Origin of the sequence: Bradyrhizobium altum (assembly GCF_020889705.1) — a bacterium.
Lineage (GTDB): Bacteria > Pseudomonadota > Alphaproteobacteria > Rhizobiales > Xanthobacteraceae > Bradyrhizobium > Bradyrhizobium altum.
The window spans coordinates 1-14,238 of sequence record NZ_JACMYP010000111.1 but is presented as its reverse complement, the minus strand read 5'-3'; the positions used below and the strand labels follow the sequence as shown (position 1 = coordinate 14,238).

Sequence of the window (14,238 nt, the reverse complement as noted above, 5' to 3'; positions counted from 1 at the left end):
GATTAAACGGGCGGCGCAGCGAATTCCGGCACCCGAATCCCGATTGAAGAACATGACCCGGGTGCAGGCCCTGATCTCTTCTCCTTCCTCCTGAAAGGAGGAAGGTCGGGATGGGGGCAGCCACACGCACTGCTGCTCGCGGAGAGAGTTGATCCCCACCCGCTTTGCTCTGCCGAGCAACGCGACCTCCCCTTTTCAAGGGGAGGTGATGCCCGCCATCGCCCTCTTGACGCATGGCCCATCATGTAACATATGAAGTTACATGATACGCGATAGCCGTCTATCCGGGGTGCTGCACGGCGTGCTCCACATGATCGGAGCGGGCGAACCGGTCACGTCGGAGCAACTTGCACAGGCGATGGCCACCAACCCGGTGGTCGTCCGCCGCGTGATGGCCGGCCTGCGCGAGCAAGGCCTGGTCCGCTCCGAGAAGGGCCATGGCGGCGGCTGGACGCTGGCGCGCGATCCCGCCGACATCACGCTCGCCGACATCTATCGCGCGGTCGCGCGCCCACGATCGTTGCGATGGGCCATCGCTCGGACAATCCCGGCTGCCTGGTCGAACAGGCCGTCAACGACGCGCTGTCAGGCACGTTTCGCAAGGTCGAGGCGATCTTCCTGAAGCGTCTCGGCGCGGTGACGCTCGACGCGCTCGCGAAGGATTTCAAGCGTCGGCTCGCCAAACACAAACAAAGTCTCGAGGACCAGATTCATGCAGCAAAGTGAACCGGCGAGCCGCCTTCCGTTCAACGATCCCGCGCACTGGGACAAGATGGTCGCCACCTACGAGGCGCAGTCGCAGCCGTTCACGACACACTTCGCCGAAGCCGCGGTCGCGATGCTCCCGATCGGCCCCTCATCGAAGGTGCTCGACGTCGCCACCGGTACCGGGGCCGCGGCGCTTGCGGCCGCGCGCAGGGGCGCCGACGTCACCGCGATCGACTTCTCGGCCGGCATGGTGGCACGGGTCCGCGCACATGATGTGGCGAATATCGCGGCACGGCAGATGGACGGCCAGGCGCTCGACTTGCCGAATGCGGCCTTCGATGCAGCGGTGTCCGTTTTCGGCGTGATGCTGTTTCCGGATTGGCGCGCCGGACTGCGCGAGATGGCGCGGGTGACGCGCCCTGGCGGATCGGTGGCGATTGCGGTCTGGAAGAGCGCCGACGGCGCCGCCGTGTATCTGCTGCTCTCGCAGATCATCCGGCGGCTCTACCCCAACAACGTCACGCCGATGCCGTGCACGGGCCTCGCCGAACTCGCCGATCCCGGCCGCCTCGCTGCGGCGGTCGTCGCGGCCGGCTTCTGCGATCCTGTCGTCGCCGAGATCACCCACGACTTCAAGCTCGATGTCGCCAATCCTGCCGACGTCGACAAACTGTTCGAGTTCATGCCGCATTGGAGCGGGCTCGACGCAGAGCAGAGCGCCGCCGTTGCACGCGCCTTCCGGAGCGAGATCGAGCGAGGCCGGGTCGGAGACACCTTCGCGATTCCCTCGACCGCACTGATCGCGACGGCGTTGCGGCTGTAGCCGCCGCCACGCCTCAACCGGCGATCGACGCGTAGGCGTTATCGATCGCCCGTTTCGTGCGCTGAATGAGAATGATCCGCCGCTTGATCGCCTGATCGCGGCAATCCCCTGCGCTACTTCCTTCTCAAATTGTGCAATGACGTAGCGGCCCAGCAACGGCGCGCTACAAAAGCAAACGCGCGCAGAGATTCCGCGGCGTGCTCCGCGAGCCGCGTATTACAACAACCCGGTACTTTTGGGATGTGCGCCGCCTGCTGCAGGCCGGCGCGACGGGGTTACCTTTGTTGCCGATTGCAAACTTTGCGCGGACTCGTTTCCGCTACGCCACCTCGCGTCTTGCATCCGAGCTGCGCAACAGACTGCCGTCGATGGCGATCGCGCGACGCGCCGGATGCGGCCTCGTCCTGATCGCCGCCGCGCTGTTGGGCTCGGTCGCCGCGGCCAGCGCGCAGGCACCGGCGGTGGCCTCGATCTCCCCGACATCAGGTCCCGCCGCGGGCGGCACCACCGTCATCATCTCGGGCGCAGTTTCAGCACTGCCACTGCGGTGCGTTTCGGCGCCGTCAACGCGACGAGCTTTGTCGTCAATTCGAGCGAGCGGATCACCGCAGTCGCGCCGGCAGGGACCGGCACGGTCGATGTCACCGTGACCAACCCGTCAGGGACATCATCTACGTCTCCCGTGGATCAATACACCTATGTCGCGTCCGCGCCGACGGTGACGTCGATCTCGCCGACCGCAGGCCCGACCAGCGGCGGGACGACGGTCAACATCGCCGGCACCAACCTGACCGGCGCAACAGCGGTGAAGTTCGGCGCGACCAATGCGGCAAGCTTCACGGTCAATTCGGCAACGTCGATCACCGCGATCTCGCCTGCAGGCAGCGGCGCGGTGGATATCACGGTGACGACGGCAGCCGGGACATCAGCGACATCAGCGGCGGACCGCTTCACCTTTGCAGCCGCAACAACGACCCAGACCGCGCTGACCTCATCGCAGAATCCGAGCAGTTTTGGCCAATCGGTGACTTTCACCGCGAACGTCACCGCCTTAGCAGGAACGCCGACCGGCACAGTGACCTTCAGCGACAATGGATCGCCGATCGGCAGCGCGACGCTCGCCGCAGGCACCGCGAGCGTCGCGATCTCGACCCTCAAGATCGGCAGCCACACCATCACGGCAAGCTATGCCGGCAGCGGCGCGTTCAACGCCAGCACCTCGCCGGCGCTGGCGCAGAGCGTGAACGTCCCGGCCGACAGCGTGAAGCTGCGGGCATTGCAGATCGACATCACCAAGCTGGTGGCACAGAACTCCGGCCAGGCGATCTCGGGCGCGATCGACAACGCGATCTCGGAAGGGTTCAGCGACGGCGGTAGCTTCATGACGCCGAGCGGCGCCGGCATGCGCTTCAACTTCGCAGCCGATCCGGACAATGGCGTGGCGCAGGCGGACGCGGGGAATCGTGGTGCCTACGCCTCGGATCGCAATTCGGGCGCGCGCAGCGGCGGCAATTCGCGAATCGACAATGCGTTTGCGGCAATCGATCGGCAGATGCCGACCAAGGCGGCGCCCAAGATCAATCGTGAACCGCGCGACTGGCTGTTCTGGATCGATGTCAGGGGCAGCGGCATCGACCGCTGGTCGTCGCCGAACTCGCCGGGCGTCGGGACAACAGGTTCATCGATCTACGGCAACCAGCTCAATGCCCTGATGGGACTGACCTACCGGGCGATGCCGAACCTCCTGGTCGGCGTCGTCGCCGGCTACGAGACGTTCAACTACACGGCCCAGGACATCAACGGAAAGCTCACCGGCGACGGCTGGACCGCAGGCAGCTATCTTGGCTGGATGATCACGCCGACGCTGCGCTACGACGCCGCCGTGACCTTCTCCCAGATCGGCTACAATGGCGTCGCCGGAACGGCACAGGGCAATTTCAACGGCGACCGCTGGATGTTCGCGACCGGGCTCACCGGCAGTTACGAGATGAGCAACCTGCTGATCGAGCCGTCCGCCCGCCTCTACACGCTGTGGGAGCATGAGAACGCCTATGTCGACACGCTCGGCACGCTGCAGACGGCACGTGACTTCGTCACCGGCCGCGCATCCGGCGGCGTCAAGCTGAGTTATCCGCTGGCAACGACCGACGCCGCGGTGGTCTCGCCCTATCTCGGCGTCTATGGCGACTACTATTTCAGCAAGGACGATGCCGCGGCACTGGCCGTGAGCGGCATCCCGGTCAACCCGACGCTGGTGCTGGAGGGCTGGTCGGCCCGCGTCACCGGCGGGCTGAACGCCAGGCTCGCGGGCGGCATGATGCTCGGCGTCGGCGCGGAATATGGCGGGCTCGGCGGCACGGCCCGGATCTGGACGTTCTCGGCCAGGGCGCGCGTGCCTTTCAACTGATTGAAGACGACACCCCTGGGCCCGCATCCTCGGCGGTGCGGGTCCATCAGCGGCACGCTTACTTGCGCTGGCGCTTGTCGTCGGCTTGCTGTTCTCCGTCACTCGGCGGCTGCAGGCCGGGGCTGTTGGCCCAGCGGTCGAGCTCCTCGATGACCCGCCGGTGGCTCGGCCGCAGCGACGGCGGACCGCCGGGCTCCTGCGACAATTTTCGGGGCAGCTTGACCTGTTCTGGCATTGCGAGGCTCCAGAGCTGGGCGGTGTGCGGGCCATTCGCGGCGACCGTTACGCGATGCGTGGATCGCCGGCCGCAACGAAGGCGAGACGACTATTTGTGGTCTGCGGGCTTCGCTGATGTTGCGACCGGCTGCGCAGGCGCGGCCTGCTCCCACGGTGCCGGCAGGATGACCCGCGCCGGCGGCAGAGTCTGCGCGGCGCGCTGCACACCGGGATCCACGTGCGCCGGCTGCGGCTCGTCGCCGGCGTTATCGGCGTGCGCGACGGCGATGGTGATGCCCAGCGCCAATGCTGCGAGGCCGAGTCCCGCGACGATCGAGGCGGCAACGACACCGGTCCGCGGTCTGTTCAAGATGGCAAGATGAGATGAGGTCATCGCAACTGCTCCTCACGCAATACACATGGTTCGGAACCGCGCGGGACGCTAAAAGCGCGATGTCGCGCTTTAGCCTTTTGCTTGAGCATGATCTTTCCGGAAAACCGCTTCGCACTTTTCCGGATCATGCTTAGCGCCGCGCACGGCTCGAGACGGTGATCAGGTCTTGATGTCGGCCGGGAGCTTGCCGCCATTGGCGGCGAGCTTGGCCATCACCTGCTGATGCAGCCAGACATTCATGGTGGCGGTGTTGTTGGTATCGCCGGTGTAGTGCAGCTCCTTGGCGAGCTCCTTGCGCGCAGCAAGGCTGCTGTCGAGGCCAAGCGCCTTCATCAGGTCGACGATCGAGGTGCGCCAGTCGAGCTTCTCGCCGGTGGCAGCCGCCGCCTTGTCGACGATCGCCGCGACGTCGACCGTCTGCGCCGCGGATGTGCCGGGTGCCGGCGGTACAGATGCAGACGTTGATGCCGGTGCGGCACCGGGTGCTGCCGTCGCTGTCGTCTCAGCGGTTTTGCCGTCAGGTGTTTTGGCCTGGGCGCCGTGGCCGAAGATTGCACCCATGATGCTTCCAAAAATGCTCATGATCTCTCACTCCGTGCGCCCGGGACACCGTTGGTCCCGTGACTGGTTCCAGTGACGGGTGGACGATAGGCAGGCCATTGGCCGAGCGGAAGATGACCATCGTCACTATCGGAGTGTGGGACGGCGTGGTGCAGTTGGAGAGAGAATCGTGCGGTCCTGCACCGCACGTCGCGCGCGTTTCATCGTACGCCCCACGTGCGATGAAGTCAGCCGTCCCGGCCCGATTCGCCAGCCCCGAGAAGTCGGGGCGGCTGACACAAACGTGTGCGGAGTTATATGAACTAGAGCTGACGGCGGCGGATGGTCTGGGCCAGCTCGACAAAGCTTTCGGCGATGCCGACGCCGGTCTTGGCGCTGACCGGTTTGACACTCGACTTGGCGAGCTCGGCGATCGCGCCGGCACTGCCGGCAGCCTCCGGCAGGTCGATCTTGTTGAGCAGCGCCCGGTAGGGCCGGCCCGGGAATCGCTCCTCGAAACCGCGGACCAGCTCGACCATGCGGGTCACGGTCTGCGGCCGCGTGACATCGGACACGATGATGGCAGCGGATGCACCGGTGACATAGACGGTGTCGAAAATCTGCGTGCCGAAATCGCCGTCGGTGTCCCACAGCACGAGGCGCATCGGATCGCTGCCATCTGTCGGCACCACGTCATGGCTCAGGATCTCGACACCCAGCGTCGATTTGTACTGGCCCTCGAACCGGTCGTAGATCAGCCGATAGAGGATCGACGTCTTGCCGACCCCCATATCGCCGAGCAGCATGACTTTTGCGGTGAGCATCAGCGGGCCACTTCGCCTCGGTAGACCGTCTCGAACGCCACGCGGCGGTTGCCGCCGGCGGTCGCGTCGAGCCGGTCGGTGATCGGCATCGTCGCAGCGCGCGAAACCAAAATCAGCCGCGACGGATCGACCGCGAGCGCGGTCAGCTTGCGCTGCACCTGCTCCGCCCGCTTGCGCCCCAGCGTCTTGTTGGTGCCTTCGGTGCCGCTCTGATCGGCGTAGCCGACGATCCGCAGCCTGAGATCATTGTTCGTCAGCAGCCCGGCGAGCTCACGCAGCTGCTGCTCGGCCTGGTCGTTGTCGAGGAATTCGTCTGAATTGTTGACGAAGAAGATCGCGGTCGAGGCGATGAAACGGTCGAGCCGCGCCGCCGGGCCGTCGGCAAGGGACTGCAGCTTCGCAGCTTGCTCGCTCAACTTCGCGTACTGCTCGCCGAGCTTGTCATATTGCTCGCTCAGCGCGGCATATTTCTGGTCGCCCGACTTCGCCTGCGCGCCCATCGCCTCGCGCATCTGGTCGAGGCTCGCCTGCAAGCGGGGCAGGCTCTGCTGCAGGCCTGCAATGCCGGCCTGCGATGCCGCCGCCTGCTCCGGCGTGGACACCAGTCCGATGCGGTCGATGACCTTGTAGGGAGCGGCGGCCGCAGCGAGCGCGTCGATCAAGGGCGCGGTTTCCAACTGGCTCGGCTCGAGGCCGGAGACGGCCACGCTTCGGCTGCCGTGATCGAAGTCGAGCCGCAGCGGGAAGGTGACGAGCAATGGCTGCTTCGCGGCGAGTTGCTCCAGCGCAGCATGGGTCCGCCGTTCCAGCAGGGCTCGCGTCACCGTGGTCGCGGCAAAATAAAGCAACAGCGCGGCCACAGCGGCGAGCACGGCGAACAGGATCACCTTGCCGCGCCGGCTCGCGATCCGCCGCGGCGTGTCGTCGGTCTCGATCGCGGTTGCGAGCGAGGCGAGCATCGGCGCATCGCAATCCGCGCCGCGGTCGATCCGCTCGATCGCATCGAAGAACAGCGAATTGATCCTGGCATTGTCGGCGGGGCGCAGCGGTCCCAGGCACTCCGCCGCCAGGATGAAGCGGGGCGAGGCGCGCAGCGCGAGCTGCCGTCCGCCGAAATCGAGCGTCTGCAGATTGCCTTCGCCGGCCAGCGCCTGCACGGAGAATTCGAGGATCGCCGCAACCATGGCGCTCAGCAGGTCGGCGCGCTCGTCGACGCTCGCCTCGCGCTTCCAGTCGGCGACCAGGCGGCCATTGCCGCGTTCGATGATCAGGAGCCGGTTGATCTGCGGCGGACTGTCGGCGAGCACGAACTCGCTGATCGGTCGTCCCGTCACCAGCGACTTGACCCGCCCGACCCACAATTGCGCCGAGGTCAGCGCATTGATGCGCTGCTCCAGCGAGGCAACCAGTTCCCGGAACGCGTTCGCGACCGCGGCGCTGACCAGCCGGCCGACGATCGGATAGAGCGCCTCGATCATCTGCTCGCGCGAATTCTTGATCTCGCTCCGGATCGCCGAGACCACGACCGGCGCAATCGCGGTGGCGAGCTCGCGCGGCCGGTTGACCTCGGCGCGCTCCAGCGCCTCGACCAGAATGCCGGCGGTGGCCGTCTCCAGGCGATCGGCGTTGCCGACATAGCGCTGCAGCGAGTCGAGGTCGGCCTCCAGCGACGTCAGACGCGTCGCCTCGGGCTGAAACAGCAATGTCTTGAGCTGCTCGATCTCGCGGTTCTGGCCGGCAGCAGCTGCCATACTATTTGCCCGTGCGGCCGGATCCCAATCCGCTGATCGCAGCGCCGAGCTGGGTGATGGCCGCACCGACATCCTTCAGCGAGTCGAGGCGCTTCTGCTCGGTATCGCGTTCGAGGTCGGAGAGCCGCGCCTGCAGCGCGGTGAGCTCGCTGTTGAAGTCCGCCTGCATCTGCTTCAGCGATGCCTGCATCTCCTCGCGCAGACCTGAGAGGTTGGTCTCGATCGAGCGTTGCGCGCCGCCGAACAGGAGATCGCGGACCTGATCGATCGCCGCCATGCCATGCGCCGCGGCATCCGCGCCATTGCCGGCCGCCGCGTTTGCCAGTCCATCCGTATCCTTGGTCTGGCGCTCGATACCCTTCATGGTCATTCCCTGTTTAGTCAAAGCCGCGCAATCCGGACCTGCCGTGTCAAAAAGCAAATCCGAAACAATCCTATAGCCAATTTTGTCGGCGCGGCCCAGAGAAAGGCGAGCAATCTCAGCCGGATCAACCGCGTGGTGTGCGATTGGGGGCAGTTATTTCTAGTAAGTTATTGCCTTTATTGCCAGTTCCGTACGGTTCTTGACCTGGCATTTCTCCAGGATGGTGCTGACATAGTTCTTCACCGTGCCCTCGGCCAAATGCAGCCGCTCGCCGATCTCGGTGTTGCTCTTGCCCTCGACGATCAGCGTGAGAATTTCATTCTCCCGCGCTGTCAGCCCGTCGCGAACCGGCAGTTTCGCCGAGACGCGCGGGCCGCGCAGCCGCTTGAACTCGTCGAGGATGCGCGCGGCGACGCTGGGCGAGAGCCCGGACTGGCCGTTGATCACCGCGCGGATGGTCGATGCGATCTCCTCCATCCTGGCGTCCTTGAGGAGATACGCCTTGGCGCCGGCGCTGACCGCCTCGAAGATCAGGTCGTTGGTCTCGAATGTCGTCAGCACGACGATATGGGTCTGCGGCAGCTCGCGCAGGATCCGCTGGGTCGCCGCGATGCCGTCGACACGCGGCATCTGCAGGTCCATCAGGATGACGTCCGGCCGATAGCGCCGCGCGAATTCGATGGCCTGCTCGCCGTCGGACGCACCGGGAAGGATCTCGAAATCGTCGTTCTGCTGGGCAAGCAGTGTGGCGATACCTTCCCTGATCAGGGCCTGATCCTCGGCGATCAGCACCCGCACCTTCTCAATTCTGCTCACGGGTTTCAGTCATCCTCTCGAAGGTCTTGAATGCGCGGCAACGACATCAATCGGCCAGCAGGCCGGCGGATGCTGCCGGCGGCACCGCCACGGGGAGCGATATCCGGACCAGCGTTCCCTGTCCGGGCGCGCTCTCCACCGCGCAGCTTCCGCCGACGAGTTCAGCAAATTCGGTCATCCCGATCAATCCGAAATGTCCGGGAGTGGGCACCGCGAGATCGAAGCCGCGGCCGTCGTCACGGATCTCGACAACGAGCTTTCGACCGACCGCCGCCGGCGCTTCGAAGGCGTGAAACGAGACACGGCGTGCCTTCGCATGTGCCTGAACATTGCGCAATGCCTCGCTGAGAATGCGTTGAACCGTCAAACCGCAATCGCGCAAGCCCGGACGCGCCTCTTCGTCGATCTGGATCGACACCCTGACGCCGCTGCGCGCGGCAAAGTCGCTGAGCAGTCCCTCGACATCGGGATCAAGCTTCAAATCGTCGGGCGTGCGCAGCCGATCGATGGCCTCGCGGGCACGCGAGAGGCCGCTCGCTGCGGCGTCTTCGGCGGTTGCAAGGCTGTCCGCCACGCGCGCCGGGTCGGCCGAAAGATAATGCCTGATCAGCCGGATCTGGGTCAGCAGCGCCACGATCGAATGCACCAGCGTATCGTGCAGATCGCGCGCCAGCCGCAGCCGCGTCCGCGCCAGCGAGGCAAAGCGCACTTCCGCGCTCGCCGCCTCGAGTTGCTGCTCCATCAGGCGGCGGGCCCGGCGTTCGCTGCCGAGCAGCGTTTCGACCTGACGTCCCGCGAAGTCCGGCATGGCGATGACGAAGTAATGCGACTGCGCGTCATTCCACAGCACGACCGCCGTCATCGGCTGCGCGATGTCAGGCGAGGCAACGCGGACACCGGCCAGTGCGATCATGTCTCGCCGGCCTCCGGCAAGTGCCGCCAGCTCGGCCTCCATGCCGACCAGCAGCATGCATTCGCAACAATCGACGCCGATCGCGGGAAGCCATTCGACCAGCCGCCCGATCTTCCGCTGCATGCTTCGGTCGGCACCGATGACGGCGAGACCGATGACGTCGGCTCCTGCAGCCGCAAGCAAATCCGCGCTCAAATCGATCATGCGTTGCCCATCAACTCAGCGAGCAGCCCACTCTGGCGTAAGCCGGCAGCGGCCGCAAACGAATATGACTTTCGTCATAACTGATCCTGACTTTCGTCAGATGCCGCCGCCGCTCGAAATGCGGTTCTGTCTGACGAATGAGCAACAGCGCAAGCCATGATGTGCCACATGCCGGCGTCCATGGCGATGCCGGCCGGGCGCCGCGCCTCGCGGAAGGTCGCGCCAGTCGGCCGGAGTGTGAGCTGACAATGAAGGCCGCGCCACGGAAATCGTTGGGTATCGAGCTCATGTTGGCGGAAGCGGAAAAGCCTGCGCGGCGCCGGCGCCTGAGCGCGACCCAGAAGCTGGCGTTGCAGGAAGCGCTCGCCGGCCGCCTGCAGCTCTACCCGCGCGGATATGCCGCGAGCAAGACCGGACCGTTCCACTCGCGCCGCGCCATCCTCGGACTGGTGCGCGCCGGCCTGATGAGCCTCAGCGCGACCGCGCGCTATGCGGCCGTGACCCGGCGCGCACGGGACATGTACGCGGCGCCGGCGACCAGCGAGAGCGAGTAGCACGCGTCATCGGGGTACTGCGCACCTCCGACCGACGCCTAGTCCGGCAGGGGCGCGCCCCAGGCCGCCGTCACGTTGCCGCCGAGCCGCGGATTGTTGAGAGGCCTTCTCGAGCCGAGAATTGGCGGCAAGTGCGAATCGTGAAACCGGGCGTAATACGGCTCCATCCAGGCTAGGTCTCCCTGAAACGTCCAGGGGAAGAGCTGCTGCGAAACGTTGGTGAGCGCGCCGAAGCTGCGCTCATCCTGCACCGCGCGAACGATCAGGTCGGCGAGCCGACGGATCGCTCCATTGTTCTCCGCATAGAGGTCGATCTTCCGGCGGCTTGCGAGCTCGGCGCAGAACACCAGCGGGATCAGCGCAAAGTTGTGGTAGTGCAGCGCGCGCTCGTCGCGCTTCAACTCGCGTTCCAATTCGCCGTGGGCGCCGATGTCCCTGATGCCCTGGCGCGCCCGGGAAATGCCGGCATCGACCAGATCACCGCGATCCGTCAGGGTGCCGATCGAGATCAGATCGAGCCCGGCCCAATAGACCAGATTGTTGTCGAGATGATTGATGCGATCGGCATCGCGGGTCTCCTCGGCAATCCGGATCAGCCACGGCTTGATTTGCTGGAAACGATGATCGGCCTTGATGGACGCGTTGGGGAAGCGCAGCAACGCCAGCGCGAAATCGGTCCCGGCCCAGGAGCGTTCGAAATCGCCCTGATAGTTCGCGCCGATCGTCAGCAGTGCACTTCCCCTGGCCCAGCTTGCGAGCAACTCCATGACGCAATCCAGATCGCGTTCATCGGCGGCCTTGTTGACGTGCGCAATGAACGCGTGCAGCGGCTTGATCGCTTCCGCGTAACCGCCTGCATCCCGGTAGAAGCGGGGCGGATCGATCGATGTCAGCGCCGGTGGCGCCTCGCATGTCCGGGCCGCTGCCGGCTGCGCGAGGCAAGCAAGCACGATCGATACGCCGATCGCCGTTAGACGAACATCAAACTTCATTCCAAACAGCTCCGCGAGCCACCGCGGGGACGAGACGCCGCGTCGTGAGCGCCGGCGCAGTCATCGACAAGCGCGCGCGACATGACAACCAAATCTAATGTGATGCGCACCAGAACCGAGTTCAGTTGCGGTTCAGATTTTGAAGCATCGTCCAACAATGCTCTGCCACGCGCTGACGATCACGGGAATATGAAGGTAATCTGCGAAGACAATCTTTACAGTTTACCTTCATATATGCCAGGATGATCGGCATGAACAATTCAGCGGCCCGTACCGGATCAGCGCGCACATCGGCGCTCGCCGAGGATCTTCGTTTGTTGATCGGAACGCTCAAGCGCCGGCTGCGTGAGCAGGGCCAGCGTGAGGATCTTCCGCCGTCCCAGGTCGCGGTGCTGCTGCGCCTCGAGAAGGACGGCCCCGCGACCGTGTCCAGTCTGGCGCGATCGGAAGGGATGCGTCCGCAGTCGATGAGCTCGGCGATATCGGCGCTCGAGGCCGCAGGCCTGGTCCGCGGCGCGCCCGATCCGGACGACGGCCGGCAAACCATCATGTCGCTTACCGATAGCTGCCGCGAGCGGCTGCGCACCGGCCGCGCCGCGCGGCAGGACTGGCTGTCGCGCACCATCGCCGCGCGGCTGTCGGCACGGGAGCAGGATGAACTCGCCGCCGCCGTCGGCTTGCTGAAACGGCTGGTCGCGGATTGATGCCGGCCGCGCCGCGCCAATTGTGAGAACAGGAAGCGATCATGGCTCTGACGACGCTCGATCCGATCACCGCCCTCATTGTCGTCGATCTGCAATCAGGGCTCGTCGGCGCGCCCTTCGTGCATCCGTTCGGAGACGTCGTGACGCGCGCCTGCGCCCTCATCAAGGCGTTTCGACGGCGTGGATTGCCGATCGTGCTGGTCAATGTCGACGGCACGGCACCCGGACGAACCGAGCGGCCGCGCCACAGCGGACAATTTCCCGACGGCTGGACGGACCTGATTCCGGAGCTCGATCGGCAGCCGGGCGACATCGTCGTGACCAAGCGGACGTGGGGTGTGTTCGCCAGCACCGATCTCGAGAAGCAGCTGCGCGCCCGCGGCGTCACGCAGGTCGTGGTCGCCGGCGTTGCGACCGGCACCGGCGTCGAATCCACGGCACGGCAGGCCTATGAGGCCGGCTTCAACGTCACGCTTGCGATCGACGCCATGACCGATGCGCGGCCGAACGCACATGACTACAGCATCGAACAGGTGTTCCCGCGGCTCGGCGAAACCGGCTCGACGCAGGCGATCATCGATCTGCTTGAAAGGACCAATGCGCATGAACTGGCTTGACCTCGTCGCCTATTTCTTCGGCGGTGCCTTCCTCACCAACGCGATCCCCCACGTCGTCGCCGGCATGATGGGCGAACCGTTCCAGAGCCCGTTCGCGAAGCCGCCGGGCGAGGGCCTGTCGTCATCGACCGTCAACATCGTGTGGGGCTTCTTCAACCTCGCCGTCGGATATTTCCTGGTCTGCCGCGTCGGCGACTTCGGCTTGCGAACGACAAGCGACGTCGCAGCGCTCGGTCTCGGCGGCCTCCTGATCGGCCTGTTCCTGGCGCGACGGTTCGGACGGTTTCACGGCGGGAATGAACCGCAGAGACCATGAGACGCGTCTTTCGATCGCTCGCAAGCTTCAACTACCGGGTCTGGGCGGCCGGCGCGCTGGTGTCCAACATCGGCACCTGGATGCAGCGCGCCGCCCAGGACTGGCTCGTTCTCACCCAGCTGACGCAGCATAGCGCATCCGCCGTCGGCATCGTGATGGCGCTGCAATTCGGGCCACAGCTGCTGCTGATGCCGTGGAGCGGCTTTGCCGCCGATCATTTCAACCAGCGCAAGCTGCTGATGGCGACCCAGGCGACGATGGGCGCGCTCGCGCTGGTCCTCGGGCTTCTCACTGTCACCGGACTGGTGCAGCTCTGGCACGTCTATGTGTTCGCATTCCTGTTCGGCTGCGCGGCAGCGCTCGACGCGCCCGTGCGCCAGACCTTCGTGGCCGAGCTGGTCAGCGACACCAACCTGTCGAACGCGATCGCGCTGAACTCGACCTCGTTCAATGCCGCGCGCATGATCGGCCCGGCCGTCGCCGGCCTGATCATCGCCTCCGTCGGCACCGGCTGGGCCTTCCTGTTCAACGGCGCTTCGTTCCTCGCCGTGCTGACCTCGCTGACCCTGCTACGCACCTCCGAGCTGCGCCCGAACGCGCGGGCCCATCCCACCAAGGGCAGCGTCATGCAGGGTTTTCACTATGTGTGGTCCCGCCCCGATCTCCGGGCCACGCTGATCATGCTGTTCCTGATCGGGACCTTCGGACTGAACTTTCCGATCTTCATCTCCACCATGGCGGTCGGCGTGTTCCACACCGATGCGCGCGGTTTCGGCCTGCTGTCCTCGGTGATGGCGCTCGGCACGATGTCGGGCGCGCTGCTGGCCGCGAGCCGCGACCAGCCGCGGTTCTCTTCGCTGATGCTGGGCTCTGCGATCTTTGGCCTCGGCTGCACGCTCGCCGCCCTGGCGCCGAGCTATTGGCTGTTCGCCGCTGCGCTCGTCGTGATCGGCGTCGCCGCGCTGACCGTCGCCAACACCTCGAACGCGCTGATGCAGCTCGCGACCGAGCCTGCGATGCGCGGCCGCGTGATGGCGCTGCGGCTCGGCGTGGCGCTCGGCGGCACGCCGATCGGCGCACCGATCGTCGGCTGGG

Annotated in this window: 17 protein-coding genes and 1 pseudogene; 8 read left to right on the top strand and 10 right to left on the bottom strand. The window is 65.6% G+C overall.

The genetic code is table 11. The annotated features are described in order from the left end of the window. The first annotated feature begins 262 nt into the window (after positions 1-262). Together H8B02_RS24885 and H8B02_RS24880 are read left to right on the top strand one after the other, a co-directional pair. A pseudogene (locus H8B02_RS24885) lies at positions 263-726 on the top strand (Rrf2 family transcriptional regulator). Next, positions 713-1,531: a class I SAM-dependent methyltransferase gene (locus H8B02_RS24880; RefSeq protein ID WP_229168699.1), complete on the top strand. Its 819-nt coding sequence runs from the start codon at positions 713-715 to the stop codon at positions 1,529-1,531. The pseudogene H8B02_RS24885 and the gene H8B02_RS24880 overlap by 14 nt, the downstream one beginning before the upstream one ends. A gap of 319 nt (positions 1,532-1,850) precedes the next feature. Here the strand turns inward: H8B02_RS24880 and H8B02_RS24875 are convergent, their stop codons facing one another. Then, positions 1,851-2,048 (bottom strand): hypothetical protein, encoded by a 198-nt coding sequence (locus H8B02_RS24875; protein ID WP_229168698.1) that lies wholly within the window; start codon positions 2,046-2,048, stop codon positions 1,851-1,853. 30 nt (positions 2,049-2,078) lie between these two features. Between H8B02_RS24875 and H8B02_RS48625 the strand changes: the two genes are divergently transcribed. Continuing rightward, positions 2,079-3,938, top strand: a complete 1,860-nt coding sequence (locus H8B02_RS48625) for an Ig-like domain repeat protein (RefSeq protein ID WP_229168697.1) — start codon at positions 2,079-2,081, stop codon at positions 3,936-3,938. 58 nt (positions 3,939-3,996) lie between these two features. Here H8B02_RS48625 and H8B02_RS24865 read toward each other — a convergent pair whose 3' ends face one another. From H8B02_RS24865 to H8B02_RS24830, 8 genes are all read right to left on the bottom strand, one after another. Then, entirely contained in the window at positions 3,997-4,173 is a 177-nt protein-coding gene (locus H8B02_RS24865) for a hypothetical protein (protein WP_229168696.1), read from the bottom strand. Positions 4,174-4,263: 90 nt separating this feature from the next. Continuing rightward, positions 4,264-4,548, bottom strand: coding sequence for a hypothetical protein (locus H8B02_RS24860; protein WP_229168695.1), 285 nt, complete (start codon positions 4,546-4,548; stop codon positions 4,264-4,266). 159 nt (positions 4,549-4,707) lie between these two features. Continuing rightward, positions 4,708-5,130, bottom strand: a complete 423-nt coding sequence (locus H8B02_RS24855; RefSeq protein ID WP_229168694.1) for a DUF3597 domain-containing protein — start codon at positions 5,128-5,130, stop codon at positions 4,708-4,710. 281 nt (positions 5,131-5,411) lie between these two features. Next, entirely contained in the window at positions 5,412-5,912 is a 501-nt protein-coding gene (locus H8B02_RS24850) for a Rab family GTPase (protein ID WP_229168693.1), read from the bottom strand. Further along, positions 5,912-7,663 (bottom strand): OmpA family protein, encoded by a 1,752-nt coding sequence (locus H8B02_RS24845; RefSeq protein WP_229168692.1) that lies wholly within the window; start codon positions 7,661-7,663, stop codon positions 5,912-5,914. The genes H8B02_RS24850 and H8B02_RS24845 overlap by 1 nt, the downstream gene beginning before the upstream one ends. Before the next feature lies 1 nt (position 7,664). Beyond that, entirely contained in the window at positions 7,665-8,027 is a 363-nt protein-coding gene (locus tag H8B02_RS24840) for a hypothetical protein (RefSeq protein ID WP_229168691.1), read from the bottom strand. Positions 8,028-8,186: 159 nt separating this feature from the next. Further along, on the bottom strand, positions 8,187-8,843 hold the full coding sequence (locus tag H8B02_RS24835) for a response regulator transcription factor (RefSeq protein ID WP_229168690.1): 657 nt from the start codon (positions 8,841-8,843) through the stop codon (positions 8,187-8,189). A gap of 46 nt (positions 8,844-8,889) precedes the next feature. Beyond that, complete coding sequence (locus H8B02_RS24830; protein ID WP_229168689.1) at positions 8,890-9,960, bottom strand: sensor histidine kinase; 1,071 nt, start codon at positions 9,958-9,960, stop codon at positions 8,890-8,892. Between the two features lie 248 nt (positions 9,961-10,208). On the opposite strand from H8B02_RS24830, the gene H8B02_RS24825 reads away from it, so the two are divergent. After that, positions 10,209-10,514 (top strand): hypothetical protein, encoded by a 306-nt coding sequence (locus H8B02_RS24825; protein ID WP_229168688.1) that lies wholly within the window; start codon positions 10,209-10,211, stop codon positions 10,512-10,514. Between the two features lie 38 nt (positions 10,515-10,552). Here H8B02_RS24825 and H8B02_RS24820 read toward each other — a convergent pair whose 3' ends face one another. Continuing rightward, positions 10,553-11,506: an alginate lyase family protein gene (locus H8B02_RS24820; protein ID WP_229168687.1), complete on the bottom strand. Its 954-nt coding sequence runs from the start codon at positions 11,504-11,506 to the stop codon at positions 10,553-10,555. A gap of 251 nt (positions 11,507-11,757) precedes the next feature. Between H8B02_RS24820 and H8B02_RS24815 the strand changes: the two genes are divergently transcribed. From H8B02_RS24815 to H8B02_RS24800, 4 genes are all read left to right on the top strand, one after another. After that, a complete protein-coding gene (locus H8B02_RS24815) occupies positions 11,758-12,210 on the top strand; it encodes a MarR family winged helix-turn-helix transcriptional regulator (protein ID WP_229168686.1) in 453 nt (150 codons plus the stop codon). Positions 12,211-12,251: 41 nt separating this feature from the next. Beyond that, a complete protein-coding gene (locus tag H8B02_RS24810; protein WP_229168685.1) occupies positions 12,252-12,827 on the top strand; it encodes an isochorismatase family protein in 576 nt (191 codons plus the stop codon). Then, a complete protein-coding gene (locus H8B02_RS24805) occupies positions 12,814-13,143 on the top strand; it encodes a hypothetical protein (protein WP_229168684.1) in 330 nt (109 codons plus the stop codon). The genes H8B02_RS24810 and H8B02_RS24805 overlap by 14 nt, the downstream gene beginning before the upstream one ends. Next, the coding region (locus H8B02_RS24800) for an MFS transporter (protein WP_229168683.1) at positions 13,140-14,238 on the top strand (1,099 nt) is incomplete at its 3' end. The genes H8B02_RS24805 and H8B02_RS24800, both read left to right, overlap by 4 nt.

Excerpts from the sequence above, each read along its gene's own strand:
- H8B02_RS24880 (WP_229168699.1), top strand. The coding sequence starts at position 713 with ATGCAGCAAAGTGAACCGGCGAGCCGCCTTCCGTTCAACGATCCCGCG.
- H8B02_RS24875 (WP_229168698.1), bottom strand. The coding sequence starts at position 2,048 with ATGATGACGGTGGTGCCGCCCGCGGCGGGACCTGATGTCGGGGAGATC.
- H8B02_RS24865 (WP_229168696.1), bottom strand. The coding sequence starts at position 4,173 with ATGCCAGAACAGGTCAAGCTGCCCCGAAAATTGTCGCAGGAGCCCGGC.
- H8B02_RS24860 (WP_229168695.1), bottom strand. The coding sequence starts at position 4,548 with ATGACCTCATCTCATCTTGCCATCTTGAACAGACCGCGGACCGGTGTC.
- H8B02_RS24855 (WP_229168694.1), bottom strand. The coding sequence starts at position 5,130 with ATGAGCATTTTTGGAAGCATCATGGGTGCAATCTTCGGCCACGGCGCC.
- H8B02_RS24850 (WP_229168693.1), bottom strand. The coding sequence starts at position 5,912 with ATGCTCACCGCAAAAGTCATGCTGCTCGGCGATATGGGGGTCGGCAAG.
- H8B02_RS24845 (WP_229168692.1), bottom strand. The coding sequence starts at position 7,663 with ATGGCAGCTGCTGCCGGCCAGAACCGCGAGATCGAGCAGCTCAAGACA.
- H8B02_RS24840 (WP_229168691.1), bottom strand. The coding sequence starts at position 8,027 with ATGAAGGGTATCGAGCGCCAGACCAAGGATACGGATGGACTGGCAAAC.
- H8B02_RS24830 (WP_229168689.1), bottom strand. The coding sequence starts at position 9,960 with ATGATCGATTTGAGCGCGGATTTGCTTGCGGCTGCAGGAGCCGACGTC.
- H8B02_RS24825 (WP_229168688.1), top strand. The coding sequence starts at position 10,209 with ATGAAGGCCGCGCCACGGAAATCGTTGGGTATCGAGCTCATGTTGGCG.
- H8B02_RS24820 (WP_229168687.1), bottom strand. The coding sequence starts at position 11,506 with ATGAAGTTTGATGTTCGTCTAACGGCGATCGGCGTATCGATCGTGCTT.
- H8B02_RS24815 (WP_229168686.1), top strand. The coding sequence starts at position 11,758 with ATGAACAATTCAGCGGCCCGTACCGGATCAGCGCGCACATCGGCGCTC.
- H8B02_RS24810 (WP_229168685.1), top strand. The coding sequence starts at position 12,252 with ATGGCTCTGACGACGCTCGATCCGATCACCGCCCTCATTGTCGTCGAT.
- H8B02_RS24805 (WP_229168684.1), top strand. The coding sequence starts at position 12,814 with ATGAACTGGCTTGACCTCGTCGCCTATTTCTTCGGCGGTGCCTTCCTC.